Origin of the sequence: Kitasatospora sp. NPDC058406 (assembly GCF_042722765.1) — a bacterium.
Lineage (GTDB): Bacteria > Actinomycetota > Actinomycetes > Streptomycetales > Streptomycetaceae > Kitasatospora.
In genome coordinates this window covers 1-17,229 of the sequence record NZ_JBHXKE010000008.1, presented here as the reverse complement: position 1 = coordinate 17,229, position 17,229 = coordinate 1, and the positions used below count along the sequence as shown (strand labels likewise).

Below are 17,229 nucleotides of genomic sequence, written 5' to 3'. Positions count from 1 at the left end.
CCGAACGTAAGCGGCACCGCCATGCGCCCGACATGTGGACGCCGGGCCTGCCACACCGACCGTTCATCAGTTCCCAACCGACACCAACCGGCACAAGGCCCCCACACCGGGCCGGACGCCCCTGTCCCGTCTCAGGGACGTCCTGCATAATCAGGCCCGTCCGCCACCTGGAACACGAGTCCGAGTCCGGGAGACCGAGCGAGAACCGAGGAGGGCCGGCCGATGCCGGACCAGCACTGCCCGACGTGCGGCACCGTGCGCTCCGCCGGGTGCAGGTGCTTCCCGGACCGCGCCCTCGACGAGACCACCGTCCTGCCGCACATGGAGGGCCCGCCGCTGGTCCGCCCGTACGTGCCGCAGGCGGTCGGGCAGCTCTCGGACGGCCCGTCGGACGGGACCGCCGGCGATCCGTTCGCCACCACGGTGCCGCCGTCGGCCGCCCGGCCCCGGACGGCCCCGACGCCCCCGCCGCCGGACCGTCCTCCGGTCGCCCCACCGCTGGGCCCGGACGCCGACGCCTACGCGACGACGGTGCTCCCGCCGCTCGCGTCGGCCCCCCAGTTCCCCCCGCCGTTCCCCCCGCAGCACCAGCCGTACGCCGCGTCGCCGCCCGAGGGGCTCCCGCCCGCCGAGCCCGCCGCTCCCGAGGCCGGCGAACTCGGTGTCTTCCCGTTCGCCCACGACGCCCACGGCTCCGCGTCCCACTCCGCCGCGACCGACGGCGCCGCGCCCGCCCCCGGCGGCCGGGCCGCCCGGCGCGCGGCCGAGCAGGACGCGGGTCCGGTCCCGCTCGCCCGGCGCAGGGGGGTGCTGGTCGCGGCCGGCGCCGCGCTGCTGGCGGTCACCGTCGGCATCGCGTACGCGGTGACGCCCTCCGCCGAGCCGGAGCGTCTGGCGGTGCCCGTCCCCACCACGACAGCGGCGCCGGCCCCGGTCGACCCGACCACCCCGGCCCAGCCGAGCCCGAGCGCGCCGGCGCCCACCAGCAGCTCCCCGAGCCCGACCAGGACGACCGCCAAGCCGAGCCCGACCCGGTCGACGGCCACCACCGCGGCGCCCGCGCCGATCACCCCGCCCGTGAGCGCCGCGCCCCCGGCTCCGGCACCGGCTCCCGACCCGGTCCCCCCGGCGCCGAGCCCCTCCGCCGAGACGCCACCCGCCACGACGCCCACCCCCACCCCGACGCCCGCTCCGACGGCCACCTCGACGCCGACGCCCACCTTCCAGCCACTGAAGTACGGGATGAACGGGCCGGAGGTCCTCACCCTGCAGAAGAAGCTGGCCGTCGTCATGTGCTGGATGAGCGTCCCGACGACCAGCAACTTCGACCGTCGAACCGAGAGCTCCGTCGCCTACTTCCAGGTGCTGCAGGGGGTGCAGGGCGACGAGAGCGGGGTCTACGGGCCCCACACGGCCGCCGCCCTGGCGAAGCGCACCACCTGCTGAACCGGCCCGGCACCCCGTCGGTCGGGGGCCGGGCCGGCTGCGGCAGGACTCCGGGCGTCAGCCGGTGATCGCCTGGAAGATGCTGAACCCGGCCATCAGCACCATCACACCCGCCGCCACGCGGATGATCATCTTCATCGGGACGTGCTTCAGCAGCTTCTGCCCGCCCAGGATCGCGATCCCGGCGACGGCGCAGAGCGCCAGCCAGGCGCCCAGACCCACCGCGAGCGGGTCGGCGTACTTGGCGGCAAGGTTGGCGGTCATGATCTGGGTGAGGTCGCCGAACTCGGCGATCGCCACGACCACGAAGCTGGCTCCGGCGACCTTCCAGAAGCTGTTGGCGGTGGGCTCCTTGGCCTCGTGCCCGTCCTCGTCGCCACCGCCGTGGAAGAGCAGCATCGCCGCGCCGGCCAGGAACAGCACGCCGGTGACGCCCTCCACCCAGCGGTGCGGCAGCAGCGAGAGCAGGTGCCCGGCGACCAGGGCGATGCCCACCTGGAGGGCGAAGGCGGCGGCGATGCCGGCGAAGACGTAACCGGCGCGGTACTTGGCGCCGAGCATCAGACTGGCCAGGGCGGTCTTGTCCGGCAGTTCGGACAGGAAGACGATGCCGAAGGTGATCGCGGCTACGGTCAGGCTCATCGGGGGTTCGGTCCCTCGGGTCGGGCCGCCGGACTCCCGCGGCTCCGTCAGGGGACGCTTCGGCCCGACAGCGCTGGTTGGAACATCACAGCACTGCGGCCGAAGGTCTCGCCGGCACCCCTGTGCGGTGTGCCCCGGGCGCCGGGCCCCGCAGGGGGCCAGTATGTCGACGGTCCGGTGGAGGGCTACTCCCCTTCAACGGCACCCACCCTACCCGATCCCCTCCCCCGGCCGCCCGGCGCGGACCAGACCGCGGCCCACCAGCTCCAGCACCGCCACGACCGCCACCGCCTCCACCACCAGCAGCCCGACCAGCACGAACAGTTGCACGGCGCCCGCCTGGACCGGTGACGCCCCGCCGAGCAGCATGCCGACGAAGGCGCCGGGCAGCGTGACCAGGCCGACCGTCCGGGTCTGGTCGAGCGCCGGGACGAGTGAGGTGGCGGCCGCGCTGCGGCAGATCTCCAGCCGGGCGTCCCGCTCCTCGAAACCGAGCGCCAGCGCGGCCTCCACCTCGCCGTGCCGCTGCCGGAGCTCGTCCAGGGCGCGCCGGCCGGAGAGCGAGGTGGCGGTGAGCGCACCGCCGATCAGGATGCCGGAGACCGGGATGACGGAGAGGCCCTCGGGCGGCAGGAGCCCGGTGCCGAGCAGCAGCGCGAGCACCGGCAGCACCCCGGCCCCGATCGGCGCGGCCGCCCACATCCAGGCGCGACCGCCCCCGCCGGGCATCCCCTCTCCACCGGCCGCCCCCTCTCCGCCCGCCGCTTCCTCGGCGCCCGCGCCCGCCGTGCGCCGCCCGCCGGGCATCCACCGGCCGACGGCCGCCCGCAGACCGCTCCGCACGCGCCGCCCGCCGCCCGTGCGCGGGCCGTCCACCATCCGCTGCCCGGCGGTCCGCACCGCGACCGCGAACATCAACAGCACGAAGAGCACCGACCACCCGAGCGAACCGGCCACCCAGCTGATCACCACGGCGACGGCAGCCAGCTGCACCACCGCGCGCAGCCCGGCCCGGAGCACCGCGGACCCGTGCCCGAGCCGACCCCACCCGGCGACCGCGACGGCCGCGGCCAGCAGCAGCGCGGTGACCACCCCGAGCGCCGGGGTGACCGGGAGCAGTTGGTCCTGCGCGGCCGCGAGCGCCGCCACGGGTCAGATCCAGCTGGTGAACCACATCCGGTCCTGCCAGGACGTCATCGGGATCACCTCCGCCGTGTACAGCGGGTGGAAGAAGGCGAAGCAGGCCATGATCGCCAGCACGATCACCCCGGCCCCGGCCGCACCGATCCGTCGCCGCTCGGGCGTGCACCCCTCCGGCCCGAGCATCGCTCCGAGCATCTGGGCGACGGCCAGGCAGAGGAAGGGGACGAGCACCACCATGTAGAAGGAGAAGACGGTCCGCTCCTGGTACTGGAACCACGGCAGGTAGACGCCGGCGACGCCGCAGAGCACCGCGCCCGACCGCCAGTCGCGGCGGAAGAACCAGCGCCACAGCAGGTAGAGGAGCGCGAAGCAGGCCGCCCACCAGAGCAGCGGCGTGCCCAGGCCGAGGATCTGCGACGCGCAGCCGCCGGACGCGGTGCACCCGCGCTGCCCGTTCGGCACCTGCTCCCAGTACATGGAGACCGGACGGCCCTGGACCAGCCAGCTGAACGGGTTGGACTGGTAGGTGTGCGGGGTGCTCAGGCCGGTATTGAAGTCGTACATCTGGGCGTGGTAGTGCCAGAGGCTGCGCAGTGGCGCCGGCACCCAGCTCATCGGGACCTGCGGGAGGGGGACGCCGAGGAAGCTGTCCGCGGAGAGCCCGGCCCGGTCGTCGGCCCAGTGCCGGTCGAAACCTCCGCCGGTGCCGCCCCTGCCGCCGCCGGTGAACAGCCAGCCGGCCCAGCCGCCGACGTAGACGACGAAGGCGACACCGACCGTGGAGAGGAAGGCGGGCAGCGCGTCGCGGCGGAGCATCGAGCGCCAGGGACGGCGGGCGCCGGCCCAGCGCCGACCGGACTGGTCCCAGAGGACGGTGAGCAGGCCGAAGGCGGCGAGCACCATGGCGCCGTTCCACTTGACCCCGCAGGCGGCGCCGAGGAACACACCGGCGGCGATCCGCCACGGGCGCAGGCCGAGCCGGACGGCGTCACCGCCGTAGGTGTCCCGGACGGCGGCCAACCGGACCCGGGCGTGGTCGCGGTCGACGAGCAGCGAACCGAAGGCGGCGAGCACCAGGAACATCTGGACGCCGTCCAGCAGGCCGACCCTGCTCATCACCAGCTGGAGGCCGTCGACCGCCATCAGCAGGGCGGCGGTGCAGCCGATCAGGGTCGAGCCGAAGAGCCGGCGGCCGATCCGGGCCAGCATCAGCACGGCGACCGTGCCCAGCAGCGCGGTCATGAACCGCCAGCCGAAGGGGTGCAGGCCGAAGGCCCACTCGCCGAGGGCGATGACCCACTTGCCGAGCGGCGGGTGGGCGATGAACTCGGGGGCCGCGGTGAGCGGGATGTGCTGCGGGACGCCCAGGATCTCGGAGTTGGCGTTCTCCGGCCAGGTGCCCTCGTAGCCCTGTCGCAGCAGCGACCAGGCGTCCTTGGGGTAGTAGGTCTCGTCGAAGACGAAGGCGTTGGGGTACCCGAGGTTCCAGAACCGCAGGAGTCCGGCGAAGAGCGCCACACCGATCGGGCCGAGCCAGTCGGCCCGGTCGGCCGCCTTGCGCAGCAGCCCCCGCCGCCCCGGTTCCGGGGCTGCGGGGGCTGGTGGTGCGGGTGGGTGCGTGAGCGCCACTTGCGTCATAGCCTCGCCGATTTCGCCTGTCTCGCCTGTGCCGGCCGGGGCCGGGCGGTCAACAGCCACTGACACTATGTGCCGGTGGTCGCGAAGCCAAGCGCGACGGGCGCCGTCCAGGTGACCTGCTCGATCCTGGTCCGGCGCCCGTTTCGTACACCTGTCCCACCCGGTGGCGGGCTCCCCCGGCGGTCACCCGTCGTGATCGCCCGCTGCCGTCGCCCGCCCCCGTCGCCGCTGCCGTCGCGCGCGGCCCGCGCCCCGCGGTCGGGACGCCGGTCGCGCGCCCGGCGTCACGCCGCGGTCTGGAGCTCCCGGACCACCGGGACCGGCGTGCGGACCACGGCCGGGGCCGCGTTGTCCTGGGCCGCGGTGAGGTACGGCCGCAGGCGCAGCGCCATCACCACGATCAGCACGGTGCAGCCGGCCATCGCCGCCAGGTAGAGCGGCCAGGTGCCGGAGCCGACCAGCAGCACGCCCACGGCCGGGCCGACGGCGATCGCGATCTGCTTCACGAGGGCGTAGCCGGAGTTGTAGGTGCCGAGCAGCCGGGCCGGGGCGAGGTCCGCGACGATCGGGCCCAGGGTGGGCGCGAGCAGCGACTCGCCGACGCCGAACAGGGCGTAGATCGAGACGATCGCGACGGTGGCCGCCATCGTCTCGGTCCGGATCAGACCGGCGACCAGGGCCATCGTCCAGGCGCCCAGCCAGACCACTCCGGCGGCGGCCATCGCGGTGGTCCGCCGGCGGCGGGCGGTGATCCGCACCACGAACATCTGCAGCACCACGATGGTCAGCGCGTTGGCGCCGATCGCGATGCCCAGGGTGGAGGGGGCGGTGCCGACGGTGTCGGTGGCGAACGCCGCGACGCCGGACTCGAACTGGCCGTAGCAGGTGAAGAAGATCAGCCCGGCGAGCAGGCAGAGCCGGAACATCGCCTTGTCGGCGACCAGGGCGCGCAGGCCCTGCGGACCGCCGGCCTTCTCCTGGACCGCCACCGGCGCGGCGTTCGGGATCCGGGCGGTGCCGGTCACCAGGGCGAGGCCGAGGAAGGTCGCGGCCTCGATGGTGAAGAGCCGGGTCAGGCTGGCCGGGTCGGCGACGTCCACGATCTGCCCACCGACCAGCGCGCCGATGCCCATGCCCAGGTTGATCAGCGTGAACTGCAGAGCGAAGGCGTGCGAACGGGTCGCGGCCGTCGAGCAGCGGACGATCATGGTGGCGAGCGCCGGCTGGCAGGTGGTGACACCCGCGCCGAACAGGAAGGAGGAGACCAGCAGGGCCGGGGTGTCGGTGGCGTGACCGAAGGCGAACGCGCCGGTGGCGGCGAGCGCGGCGCCGGCGAGCAGCACCGGACGCGGGCCGTACCGGTCGATGCCGCGGCCGGTGAACGGCAGGACGGCGAGCGCGGCCAGCGCGAAGACGGTGAACACCATCCCGGCGGCCAGCGACCCCAGTCCCCGCACCTGGTCCACGTACACGAACATGTACGGCATCGTGAACCCGCTGCCGAACGCGCTGAGCGCGTTGCCGATCTGGACGCGGCGCAGCGGGCCGCCCGCCCCGCGACGCTGCTGCCTCTGCTGCTTCACCGTGCCGGTCACCGTGCACACCCCTTCGTCGAGCTCCGCCAAGGCCGGATCCGTCAAGGATCCGTTGGCTTTCACTGGATACTCTTAAGGCCGGAAGACTTAAGAGCTAAAGTTTGACCCTAAAGTCTTAGCACTGGAAGAGTGCTGAGTCAAAGGCTTAAGGAGTGCACCTCTTCATGCGACACTGGTCGGCATGACTGCAGAGAAGCCCGCGCCGGCCACCGACCGCGAGTTGGGCATCGCCGAGCAGGTGGCCGTCTACCAGCGGGAATTCCCCATGGTGGATCCGCAGGTGGAGACCATCGTGCAGACGCTCTCCCGGGTCGCCCGGCGGATGACCGTCGCCTACGACCGGCAGCTCACTGTGCTGGGAATCACCTCGGCGGAGTGGGAGGTGCTCAAGGCGCTGGTGGTCTCGGGCAGTCCGTACCAGCTGGGGCCCGGCGAGCTGGCCAAGCGGCTCGGACTCACGCCGGCCGCGATGACCCACCGGATCGACCGGATGGTCACCGAGGGCCTGGTCACCCGGGAACGGGACGAGGCCAACCGGGTCCGGGTGATCATCGAGCTGACCGACCTCGGCCGCGACAAGTGGCTGGAGTCGATGCGGATGGCCGCCGGCTTCGAGGAGGAACTGCTCCAGGACGTCGTGGGCGAGGACCGCACCGTCCTCTCCGGGATCCTGGCGCGGATGCTCCGCCGGATCGAGGAGAGCCAGCCGGACGCCCTCGGCCGCACCGCCGACCTGGGCTGACGGCCCGCGAACGACAACAGTCCGGCCCACCGGGGAGACTCCCCCGGCGGGCCGGACTGCTGTGTACTGCGGTGCACTGCGGTGCGAGGGTCCGTCAGGCCCTCGAACACTCGGGCACTCGGGTCTCCGCTCCGCGGATCTCCAGGTGCACGGGCGTTCAGGTGCTCAGGTGCTCAGGTGGTCGAACCGGGGGGTTCAGCAGGGACCGTTGTCGGTCCAGACGCCCCACTGGCCGGCCAGCGACGGGTCGTCGCCCTTGGTCCACCACTTGTTGGTGTAGTAGCGACCCTTCCAGGAGACCTTGGTCGGGGTGGCGTAGGTGGTGGCCGAGTCCCAGCTCGGGGCAGCGGCGCAACCCGGCGGGGTGGTCGGCGGCGTCGTCGGAGGAGTCGTCGGCGGGGTGGTCGGAGGCGTCGTCGGCGGCGTGGTCGGCGGGGTGGTCGGAGGCGTGGTGGGCGGCGTGGTCGGCGCGGCCGGGCAGGCGGCGGCGGAACCGTTGGTGGCCTCGACCATCTTGTCGAACAGCGCGGTCTTGGTGCCCAGGTCGTACAGCGAGAAGGCGAAGGAGCCGCCGAGGCCGTTGCAGTGGGCGTAGTCGATCTTCGCCTGGATCGAACGGGCGTCCTCACCCGACCAGAACGTCGAACCGTCGTAGAAGTACGTGGTCTTCGCGGTGTCGTCCCAGAAGGTCTTCGCCGGGTTGTCGACGAAGCCGGCCAGCTCCTTGTACATCTGGATGCCGGGGACGTTGCCCGAGAGCGCGGCACCCGCGGCGGGGCCGGTGGCGGGCTGGAAGAGGCCGTTCTTGCCGTTGTTCTGGACGCCGGTCCAGCCACGGTAGTAGAACGGGACACCCACGTTGATCTTCTTGGCGGGGAAGCCGCCGGGGATGCCGTAGTCCGGGTCACCCGCGGTGTACGCCTTGATCGCCGCGTCGACCGAGTACTTGCCGTTGCCCGGCTTGGCCGGGGTCATCGGGTCGTTCGGACCGGAGTAGATCGGGGCCTGGTGGTTGGTCGGGCCCTTGGCGTCCCACGCACCGTGCATGTCGTAGGTCATGATGTCCAGGAACGTCAGGTACTGACCGATCTTGTCGGTCTCGACGTTCCGGATCTTGTCCTGGCCGGCGCCGACCGCCGCCGCGGTGGCGTAGGTCTTGTTGTCGGCCTTGCCCTGGGCGTCGAGCTGCTCACGCAGCTCCTTCAGCAGCAGGGTGAAGTTCTGCTTGTCGTTCGGGCTCTCCAGGTTGCCGGCGTGGCCGCCACCGCCCGGGTACTCCCAGTCGATGTCGATGCCGTCGAAGATGCCGGCCGCCGAGCCCGGGCCGCCGTAGCCGGCGTCGACCGGCAGGTTGCCCTTGATGAACATGTCGATGCAGGACGAGACCAGCTTCTTGCGGGAGGCATCCGTGGCCGCCGCCGCCGAGAAGAACTTGGAGTAGGTCCAGCCGCCCAGCGAGATCAGGATCTTGAGGTTGGGGTTCTTCGCCTTCAGCTTCTTCAGCTGGTTGAAGTTGCCCGCGATCGGCTGGCCCCAGGCGTCGCCGACGCCGTCGACCGAGATGTCCGGACCGAAGCTCTTCTGGTAGTCCGCGAACGCGTCGCCCGCGCCGTCACCGGCGTTCGGGTTGTTGTCGTCCTGGTTGGCCGCCTTGGTGGCCTGGAAACAGGAGAGGTTGGTCGGGTGGATGTTGGCGAACGAGTAGACCAGGTAGTCCAGCTTCCCGGCCACGCCGGTGTCCTGGATCGTCTTGGGGTAGTACGCGTTCGCGTAGATCGACCACTGGTCGAAGTAGGCGACCTTGATGCCGCCGCTGGTGGCGGGCGCGCCGGTGGTGTTGGTGACGGCGGCGTTGGCCGCGGTCCCGCCGGAGAGGGCGAGGCCCGCGCCGAGCAGCAGGGAGGCCGTGGTACCGGCGGCGATCGCGGTCAGGCTCTTGGACCGCCGACGACGGCCGCCCTCCTGAACCGGGGCCCCGGCCCTTTCGATGCGTGAACGGAGCATGGGTGCGTGACTCCTGGTGTGGGGGATTCCGTCCGTCCCGGGCGCTCGTACGGGGTGGGGCCGTACGACCAGGACATGACAGAACGGGATGGGGAATCGAGCGAGAGCATGCCTTCGACGGACGCCGGGAGAAGCCGAACCGGCGCCAGTGGCGAACCACTGACGCCGGTTCAGGGGCTCCCTGCACCTGGGCACTAAAATGGACTAGACCAACTACCCCGTCAAGGGGTGATGTTGAGGCTTGAGCCGCCCTTAAGGTTCCCCCGTGACCGGGCCGACCCCACTGACCTGCGGGTCAGCGGGGTCGGCCGGGCCGGAGCAGGCGACCGGTACCGGCCGCCGGCGGCTCAGTACCGCACGGCATTGGCGACTACGGCCTTGACCGAGCCCGTGAGGTCCCGGTTGCTGCGCGCGGTCCCCTGGCCGCTCTGTCCGGCCGCCACGTCCGAGATGTTGACCACCGCCGCGTCCAGCACGTTGCCGGAGTCGTCGGTGAAGTTGACCTGGACCACGTACCGGTTGGCCTGCTGCTCGTGGTTGTTCACGGTGACCGGCACCTCGACCTTGCCGTCCGAGGCGGTGGTCACCGCACCCAGCGACGTGTCCCCCTTGGCATCCAGGCCGCCCTTGATCCCGGCGATCGCCGAGGACGCCGCGGCCTGCGCCGACGCGGCGGACGACGAGAGCCCGCCCGCCACCGACGCGGCCGCCGAGGAGAGCCCACCCGCCGCCGAGGACAGCGCCGAGCTCGCCGCCGACGCGGCGGCCGAGGCGGCGCCCGCGATCCCCGACTGCACCGCGGCGGCGGCCGAGGAGACGGCGCTGCTCGGCGCGGAGTCCGAGGAGCAGCCGGCCAGTGCGGCCCCGCCGAGCACCGCGGCGCCCAGCACCGCCGCCAGCGCCCGGCGCGGACGGCGGACGGCCGGCGCGGCCTGGTCCTGGACGGTGGGCCGGGGCGGGGCGGCCCGGTCCCGCGCGGTCGGCCCGGGCCGGGCGACGGTCCGGCGGGACGGAGCCGCAGTGCGGCTGAGCGGCTGGCGATCCATCGGGGTCCTCGATTCTGGCCTGCGCCGGAGGGCCCGGCACGCCTCCCGCCCACCCTCCGGGGGCCGGGGCGGGCCTGCCATCAGGGCTGGTGCGTTCGGGTGAGCACCCTCCGGAGCCGCCCCCGGGGCACCCGGGCGGGAGCCCGGCGGTGCCCGGGGCCGCAGACCCGGGGCCGCGGTGCCCGGGCGGGAGGCCGGAGCGGCGCCCGGCGCGCCCCGGAGGGCGGCCGGGGGTCGGCCCGGCACGCCCCCGGGGAGCGCCCGCAGGTGCTCAGGAGAGCCCCGCGCCCTCCTGCTCCTGCGCCTCCACCGCCGCCCGCTCCTCCTGCAACCGGACGACGTGCCGGCGCCGCGCCACCACCCCGTACGCCGAGGCCGCGCTGCCGGCGAAGGCCAGCACGCCGACCCACGGCCGGTTGAAGACGTGCCCGGTCAGGTGGTCCAGCGAGTACCGGCCGGGGCCGGCCAGCCCCAGCGCCAGACCGGCCGCCCCCAGGAAGGCCGGGTACTCGTAGCCGCCCGAGGTCATGAAGAACCCGGCCGGGGCGTGCACGGCGACCGCGCCCGCCATGGTGCCGGCGACCACGGCGCCGGCCGCGGGCGTGGCCAGGCCGGCGACCAGCAGCGCGCCGCCGCCCGCCTCGCCGAGCCCCGCCGCCAGGGCGCTCTGCCGGGCCGGGTGGAAGCCCATCGCCTCCATCGCCTTGGCGGTGCCGTCCAGGCCACCGCCGCCGAACCAGCCGAACAGCTTCTGGGTGCCGTGGGCGATCAACACCCCGCCGACGGCACCGCGCAGGGCCAGCAGGCCCAGGTCGATACGGTTCAGAGCCATGTCGCATCCTCTTCCAGTCACCAGCGGAGGGACGATCCGGTTTCCATAGCACCGGACGACGCCCGACGGCTCGACTCGGGGCCGCCATCCGGGCGATTTCAGGCCCGGCCGGGAATGAACCGCCACCGGCGCGGCCGGCGCCGGACGACACCGTGCCCGGGGGCGTGGCGGCCGGACCGCGCCGACCGCCGAAGGGATGCTTGGCCCATGTTCGTCTTCAACCTGAGCAGCGCCTTCATCGCCTTCTTCGCCGTCGTGGGCCCGCCGAAGGTCCTGCTGTCCTTCGCCCGGCTGGCCGGCACCCGGTCCACCGCGGAGCTGCGCCGGCTGGCCGCCTGGAGCACGATCATCTCGGCGGTGATCGGCGTGGTGCTCGCCTTCAGCGCCGACTTCGTCACGTCGCTGTTCCACATCAGCGACCAGTCGTTGCAGCTGGCCGGCGGGACGATCTTCTTCACCTACGCGATGGCACTGGTCTTCGGCGTCCACCTGGGCGGGGGCACCGACGAGGAGGACGAGCACCTCGCCAACCCGATGGTGGACGGCATCCGCGAACTGCTGCTGCCCTACATCGCCAGCCCGCTGGCGGTCACCGCGGTGCTGGTCGGCTCGCTCACCAAGGACGACTGGGGCTGGCGGGTCACCGTGGCCGGCGCGTACCTCGCCGTCGTGCTGATCAACTACGTCTGCGTGTCCGTCCTCGCCCCGCTGATGCGCCACACCCACCGCACCTCGCTGGAGGTGGTCTCCCGGCTGCTCGGCCTGCTGCTGGCGGCGGTCGGCGTCGAACTGTTCCTGAACGGACTGGCCGGGCTGGGCCTGCACCTGCCCGACGGGCACTGAGCCCCGACGGGCAGGGCGGCGGCCGGGCGTGGGAGGCGGCCCGGCGTGGGAGGCGGCCGGCACGGCGCCGGCCGGGCGGGCGGGGCCGCGGTCGGCCCGCCCCGCTCAGCCGGCCGTGGTCAGCCGGACCATCACCTCGCCGATCCGGTCCCGCACCAGCGGGTCCGCGACCAGCCCGTCCGGCCCGACGTCCCCGCGCGCCAGCGGGACCCGCACGCAGGCCTCCTCCACCACGACCGCCCCGGTGTACCGGAGCACGGTCCGGAGCGCCTCCTCCGCACCGAGCCCCCGGCCCGGCCCGGCCGTGCTGATCCAGGCAGCCGGCTTCTCCGCGATCTCGATGCCGCCCACCGTCCAGTCCAGCAGGTTCTTGAAGGCGCCCGGCAGGGTGCCCGCGTACTCGGGGGCGCAGATCAGCAGCGCGTCGGCGGCCTCGATCGCGGCCCGCAGCCCGGTGACCGGCTCCGGCAGCGGGTCGGTGTCCAGATCCGGGTTGAAGTGCGGCAGCCCGCCCAGACCCGTGTAGTAGGTGGCGGTGATGCCCTCGGTGAAGCGCGCGACGGCGGCGGCCGTGCGCAGCACCGTCTCGTTGGCGGATCCGGCGCGCAGGCTGCCCGGGAGCAGCAGGATGTGACGGTCGTTCGGGTCGTTCGGCATGGCGAGGAACCTACTCCCTCCGCCGGCCCCGGTCCGCCGCCGGGCCGTCCACGCCGCCCGGCCGCCCGTGCACCGCTTCCGCCCCGGGCTACGGCACCTCCACCGGCCGCCAGGGCACCGGGCTGGAGAGGATCATCGAGCTGGACGGCTGCCCGTAGCCGCCGAGCCGGTCGGTCAGCGCCTCGAAGTCGGCCATCGTCGGCACCGCGACCAGCAGGACGCAGCAGGCCCCTCCGGTCACCCGGTGCAGTTGGAGCACCTCCGGCCAGGCCGCCACCGCGGGGTCGCGCAGCAGGCAGCGCGGTCCGTAGCACTGGATCTGCACCAGGGCGGTGATCGGCAGCCCGGAGCGGGTCAGGTCCACGTGGGCGTGGTAGCCGGTGATCACCCCGTCGGCCTCCAGACGGCGCACGCGTTCGGCGACGGCGGGTGCGGAGAGGCTCACACGGCGGGAGAGTTCGTTGTACGAGAGCCGGGCGTCGGCCTGCAGCTCGGCCAGCAGACGGCGGTCGACGGCGTCCATCACGGCTCCTCGCGGATCGGTTTCGAGTGGCTGGATCCCGCTGCTTTGCGATCGTGAGGAGAATCGGGAAAACGCCTCTCGTACGACAGGCCCGGTCGCGGTTACCGTGCCCGCCACCCATTCAAATGCGGGCCGGGGCCGCCGCACAATGGGGCCGCGGCGACGCCCGGGGCGGCAGGACCGAATTCCGGGCCCGTCCGGTTATCGGCCGTCCGGCTGTCGGACCCCTGGATGTCCGTCGCCGCAGAACCAGAAGGGATCGGCATGGGGCACGACACGGTGGAGACACCCAGCCTGTCGTTCGGTCGGGGCGGGGAGCCGGGTCGGGGCACCCCGTACGCCCGCTACGCCCGGCTGGAGGAACTGCACAGCCTGCAGCACCCGCTCAGCAAGGTCCCGGCGGAACTCTCGTTCATCGTCACCACCCAGGTGATGGAGCTGCTCTTCGACCTGTTGCGGCACGAGTGGACCCTCGCCCAGCAGGCGATGCGCGAGGACGACCTGCCGACCGCGCTGGCCGCGCTGCGGCGCGGCACGCACGCCCAGGACGTGCTGGTGGAGTCCTGGGACCTGCTGGCCGCACTGACCCCGCAGGAGTTCAACGCCTTCCGCTCGGTGTTCGGCGAGGCCTCGGGCTTCCAGTCGTCGGCCTTCCTGCACCTGGAGTTCCTGATCGGCAACAAGAACGCCGCGCTGCTGCGGATGTACCGGGACACCCCGGAGACGCTCGCCGAACTGACCGGCGCGCTGCACGCCCCCGGTCTGTACGACGACGCGCTGGCGCTGCTGGCCCGGCGCGGCCTGGTGGTGCCGCACGAGGCGTCCGACCAGCGGTACCAGGAGGACGAGGCGGTGACGGCGGCCTGGCGGCGGGTCTACACGGAGCCGGAGTTCGCCGGGCTGCTGCCGCTCGCCGAGGCGCTGCTGGACGTCGCCGAACGGGTGACCCGCTGGCGTCAGCGCCACCTGGCGTCGGTGAAGCGGTCGATGGGCGCCAAGCCCGGCTCGGGCGGTTCGAGCGGCCTGACCTGGCTGCGCCGCGCGGCCGAGCAGGACGTCTTCCCGGAGCTGTGGACCGTCCGGAACGAGCTGTGACCGGCGCGGCCGGCGGCACGGGCAGAACGAACGAGAGGCTGGGCATGATCACGCGCGAGGAGTGCGGGGCGCTGGACGCCGCCGACCCGCTGGCGGCGTTCCGCGGGGAGTTCGCCCTCCCGCCGGGGGTGGTCTACCTCGACGGCAACTCGCTCGGCGCGCTGCCGGTCCGCACCCCCGGGCGGGTGCGGCAGGTCGTCGAGGAGGAGTGGGGCCGGGAGCTGATCCGCAGCTGGAACGACGCGGGCTGGTTCGAGCAGCCGTACCGGCTGGGCCGGCGGATCGCGCCGCTGGTCGGAGCCGCTGCGGAGGAGGTGGTGGTCTGCGACACCACCTCGGTGAACCTGTTCAAGGTGCTGACCGCCGCCCTGCGGCTGCGCCCCGGTCGGGGGACGGTGCTCGGCGACGGCGCGGCCTTCCCGACCGACCTGTACATCGCCGAGGGCGTGACCGGGCTCGTCCCCGGCGCCCGCAGCCTGCTGGTGGACCCGGCGGAGCTGGACGCCCACCTGGACGCGGACGTCGCCGCGGTCGTCCTCTCGCACGTCGACTACCGCACCGGCGAGCTGCTGGACATGCCCGGGATCACCGCCCGGGTGCAGGCCGCCGGGGCGCTGATGATCTGGGACGTCTGCCACTCGGTCGGCGCGCTCCCGGTCGAACTCGGCGCGAGCGGCGCGGACTTCGCGGTCGGCTGCACCTACAAGTACCTGAACGGCGGACCCGGTTCGCCGGCCTTCCTCTACGTGGCCGGCCGGCACCTGGAGGCCGGCCCGGAGCAGCCCCTGAGCGGCTGGTTCGGACACGCCCGCCCGTTCGCCTTCGAGCCGGGCTACGCGCCGAAGGACGGCATCGGCCGCTTCCTGACGAGCTCGCCCTCGCTGCTCGGACAGGCCGCGCTGGAGTCCTCGCTGGACGTCTGGGAGCGGGTCGACCGGGCCGCCGTCCGGGCCAAGAGCCTGGCGCTGACCGACCTGTTCGTCTCGCTCGTGGAGGGGCTGGACGGGATCGAGGTGGCGACCCCGCGGGAGCACGCCCGGCGGGGCAGCCAGGTCGCGCTGCGGCACGCCGACGGCTACCCGGTGGTGCAGGCGCTGATCGCGCGCGGGGTGATCGGGGACTTCCGGGCGCCGGACCTCATGCGGTTCGGCTTCACCCCGCTCTACCTCTCGTACACCGACGTGTGGGACGCCGCGCGGCACCTGGCGGAGGTGCTGGAGAGCGGCGAGTGGAAGGACGAGCGCTTCGCCCGCCGCGGCGAGGTGACCTGACCGGCCCGGACGGCCCCTCCCCCGCAGGACCGGGCGAGGGGCCGCCGCCGCCGGACCTCCGTCGGGGCCGCCGTCGGGCCGGCTTCAGACCGCCGTCAGTTCGGCGATCAGCCGCCGGTAGACCCCGAAGGCCGGCTTGGGCGTGTAGTCGTCCCGGAGCAGGCCGAAGTGGTGGAAGGGACCGGGGCCGGCGCTGTCCGCGTCCCGGAGGCCGAAGTGCCCGTAGCCGGTGACGTTCAGCTCGGCGGCGAGGCCCGCGACCGTCCGGACCACCTCCTCCACCACCTCGGCCTGCCGCCCCTCCGAGCGGTCCGGCCCGGTCGGCCAGCCGTGCTCGCAGATCCGGATCGGCACCGCCGGGCCGATGCCGGCCGCGGCGACGCTCTCCTTCCGGAAGCCGGCGAGCACCGCCGCGACCACCTCGGCGAGCCGCTCGGCCGGGACGGGGCGGAAGACGTCGGGGAAGAAGTCCAGACCGACGTAGTCGAGCGCGCGGTGGAACCGCTCGTCGGCGAGCGCGCCGAGGTCCGGCCAGAACGTGTCGGCGGGGTCGAAGGTCAGCACCGCGTTGAACCCCACCGCGAGGTCGAGGCCGCAGGCCAGTGCCTCCTCCTTGGCCGCCACCACCCCCTGGACCAGGGCCTGCCGGACGTTCGGGACGGAGCCGTCGAGCACCGGCGAGTCGGCGTTCGGCTCCTCGCAGATCTGGAGCACGCCGATCCGGTGGCCCTCGGTGCGGACGGTCCGCCGGACGAAGTCGAGCCAGCCGTCCAGCCGTCCGGTCGGCTCGCGGAACTGCAGGACGAGGTCGAGCCGGCGGCCCTCGACGGCGTAGCGCTCCGGCCCGGCCGGGGTGGGCGGGGTGGCCGGCCCCTCCGGGTACGAGCGGTAGGCGCGGACGAGCAGGGTGGGCGCCCCGCCCTGGAGGTCACGCAGTGCGGCCGTGATCCGGTCCGGGTCGTCGGGGCTCACGGGTGCGACCGTGCCGGTGTCGTCGCCGAGCAGGCCGCCGGGATAGATGCCGAAGGTGAAGGTCATGCCTCACCGTAGCCGACATTATTGGTGTCACTGCAAGTTTGGTGCGGCACTATGATTTCGGCATGGGACTTCGCGAGGACAAGAAGCACCGGACCCGCGCCCTGCTGGCCGACACCGCCATGGGGCTGTTCGCCGAGCGCGGGTTCGAGCAGGTGACCGTGGTCGAGGTGGCCCGGGCCGCCGGGGTCTCGCCCAACACGGTGTTCAACTACTTCCCCACCAAGGAGGACCTCTTCTTCGACCGGCAGGACGAGGTGGAGGGTCACCTGGCGCGAGTGGTGCGGGAGCGTCCGGCGGGCGCGTCCGTCGTGGACGCCGTCCGGACGGACCTGCTGGCCGGGCTGGACGCGGGCGAGCCGACGTACGGGCTGAGCCCGCAGGCGGCGGTGTTCTGGCGGTTGGTCGCGGAGAGCCCGGCGCTCCGCGCACGGCTGCTCGATCTGGGCGAGCGCGCCGAGCGGGCGCTGGCGGCGGCACTGGCCGAGGAGGCCGGGACACCCGCGGACGCCCCGCTCCCCCGGCTGGTCGCGGGCGCGATCGCCGGGGCGCACCGGGCGGTGTTCGCGGAGATCCGGCGGGGCATGGTGGCGGGCGAGCCGGTGGACGCGGTCCGCACGAGGGTGGAAGCCGCGGTGACCGCGGGGTTCGGCCTGCTGGGGTCGGGCCTCGCGGGGTGGCCGCCCGCCCGGTGAACGGCCGCCGGGCCGCGCACCC

General features: G+C 73.6%; 16 protein-coding genes. 6 read left to right on the top strand and 10 right to left on the bottom strand.

The genetic code is table 11. From position 1 onward, the window contains the following. Positions 1 to 222: 222 nt before the first annotated feature. The gene (locus ACFWOG_RS03115; RefSeq protein WP_380354146.1) at positions 223 to 1,446 is read left to right on the top strand and encodes a peptidoglycan-binding protein; all 1,224 of its coding nucleotides are present in this window, start codon (positions 223 to 225) and stop codon (positions 1,444 to 1,446) included. Positions 1,447 to 1,503: 57 nt separating this feature from the next. On the opposite strand, the gene ACFWOG_RS03110 is transcribed toward ACFWOG_RS03115, so the two are convergent. From ACFWOG_RS03110 to ACFWOG_RS03095, 4 genes are all read right to left on the bottom strand, one after another. Further along, entirely contained in the window at positions 1,504 to 2,088 is a 585-nt protein-coding gene (locus ACFWOG_RS03110) for a TMEM165/GDT1 family protein (protein WP_329878883.1), read from the bottom strand. Positions 2,089 to 2,298: 210 nt separating this feature from the next. Continuing rightward, positions 2,299 to 3,237 carry an ABC transporter permease gene (locus tag ACFWOG_RS03105; protein ID WP_380354141.1) on the bottom strand — a complete coding sequence of 313 codons (939 nt, stop codon included), beginning with the start codon at positions 3,235 to 3,237 and terminating at the stop codon, positions 2,299 to 2,301. 3 nt (positions 3,238 to 3,240) lie between these two features. Next, positions 3,241 to 4,869 (bottom strand): dolichyl-phosphate-mannose--protein mannosyltransferase, encoded by a 1,629-nt coding sequence (locus ACFWOG_RS03100; RefSeq protein ID WP_380354139.1) that lies wholly within the window; start codon positions 4,867 to 4,869, stop codon positions 3,241 to 3,243. Positions 4,870 to 5,153: 284 nt separating this feature from the next. After that, positions 5,154 to 6,452, bottom strand: a complete 1,299-nt coding sequence (locus tag ACFWOG_RS03095; protein ID WP_380354221.1) for an MFS transporter — start codon at positions 6,450 to 6,452, stop codon at positions 5,154 to 5,156. Positions 6,453 to 6,645: 193 nt separating this feature from the next. On the opposite strand from ACFWOG_RS03095, the gene ACFWOG_RS03090 reads away from it, so the two are divergent. Next, positions 6,646 to 7,206 carry a MarR family transcriptional regulator gene (locus tag ACFWOG_RS03090; RefSeq protein ID WP_329951602.1) on the top strand — a complete coding sequence of 187 codons (561 nt, stop codon included), beginning with the start codon at positions 6,646 to 6,648 and terminating at the stop codon, positions 7,204 to 7,206. A 195-nt stretch (positions 7,207 to 7,401) separates the two neighbouring features. Here ACFWOG_RS03090 and ACFWOG_RS03085 read toward each other — a convergent pair whose 3' ends face one another. From ACFWOG_RS03085 to ACFWOG_RS03075, 3 genes are all read right to left on the bottom strand, one after another. Further along, positions 7,402 to 9,210 carry a glycosyl hydrolase family 18 protein gene (locus tag ACFWOG_RS03085; protein WP_355406479.1) on the bottom strand — a complete coding sequence of 603 codons (1,809 nt, stop codon included), beginning with the start codon at positions 9,208 to 9,210 and terminating at the stop codon, positions 7,402 to 7,404. Positions 9,211 to 9,557: 347 nt separating this feature from the next. Beyond that, complete coding sequence (locus ACFWOG_RS03080) at positions 9,558 to 10,256, bottom strand: hypothetical protein (protein WP_329951600.1); 699 nt, start codon at positions 10,254 to 10,256, stop codon at positions 9,558 to 9,560. Between the two features lie 271 nt (positions 10,257 to 10,527). Continuing rightward, complete coding sequence (locus ACFWOG_RS03075; protein WP_329878889.1) at positions 10,528 to 11,088, bottom strand: DoxX family protein; 561 nt, start codon at positions 11,086 to 11,088, stop codon at positions 10,528 to 10,530. A gap of 207 nt (positions 11,089 to 11,295) precedes the next feature. Here ACFWOG_RS03075 and ACFWOG_RS03070 point away from each other — a divergent pair, with 207 nt between their 5' ends. Next, the gene (locus tag ACFWOG_RS03070) at positions 11,296 to 11,931 is read left to right on the top strand and encodes a MarC family protein (protein ID WP_329878890.1); all 636 of its coding nucleotides are present in this window, start codon (positions 11,296 to 11,298) and stop codon (positions 11,929 to 11,931) included. Positions 11,932 to 12,036: 105 nt separating this feature from the next. On the opposite strand, the gene ACFWOG_RS03065 is transcribed toward ACFWOG_RS03070, so the two are convergent. Both ACFWOG_RS03065 and ACFWOG_RS03060 read right to left on the bottom strand, forming a co-directional pair. Beyond that, positions 12,037 to 12,588, bottom strand: a complete 552-nt coding sequence (locus ACFWOG_RS03065) for an NADPH-dependent FMN reductase (protein ID WP_329878891.1) — start codon at positions 12,586 to 12,588, stop codon at positions 12,037 to 12,039. Between the two features lie 88 nt (positions 12,589 to 12,676). After that, positions 12,677 to 13,111, bottom strand: coding sequence for an Lrp/AsnC family transcriptional regulator (locus tag ACFWOG_RS03060; protein WP_329878892.1), 435 nt, complete (start codon positions 13,109 to 13,111; stop codon positions 12,677 to 12,679). Between the two features lie 264 nt (positions 13,112 to 13,375). Between ACFWOG_RS03060 and ACFWOG_RS03055 the strand changes: the two genes are divergently transcribed. Next, positions 13,376 to 14,206 (top strand): tryptophan 2,3-dioxygenase family protein, encoded by an 831-nt coding sequence (locus ACFWOG_RS03055; RefSeq protein WP_329951599.1) that lies wholly within the window; start codon positions 13,376 to 13,378, stop codon positions 14,204 to 14,206. 44 nt (positions 14,207 to 14,250) lie between these two features. Further along, the gene (gene kynU / locus ACFWOG_RS03050; protein WP_380354132.1) at positions 14,251 to 15,477 is read left to right on the top strand and encodes a kynureninase; all 1,227 of its coding nucleotides are present in this window, start codon (positions 14,251 to 14,253) and stop codon (positions 15,475 to 15,477) included. Positions 15,478 to 15,561: 84 nt separating this feature from the next. On the opposite strand, the gene ACFWOG_RS03045 is transcribed toward kynU, so the two are convergent. Next, on the bottom strand, positions 15,562 to 16,515 hold the full coding sequence (locus ACFWOG_RS03045; protein ID WP_380354129.1) for a hypothetical protein: 954 nt from the start codon (positions 16,513 to 16,515) through the stop codon (positions 15,562 to 15,564). A 62-nt stretch (positions 16,516 to 16,577) separates the two neighbouring features. Between ACFWOG_RS03045 and ACFWOG_RS03040 the strand changes: the two genes are divergently transcribed. After that, positions 16,578 to 17,207: a TetR family transcriptional regulator gene (locus ACFWOG_RS03040; RefSeq protein WP_329878896.1), complete on the top strand. Its 630-nt coding sequence runs from the start codon at positions 16,578 to 16,580 to the stop codon at positions 17,205 to 17,207. Positions 17,208 to 17,229 lie beyond the last annotated feature (22 nt).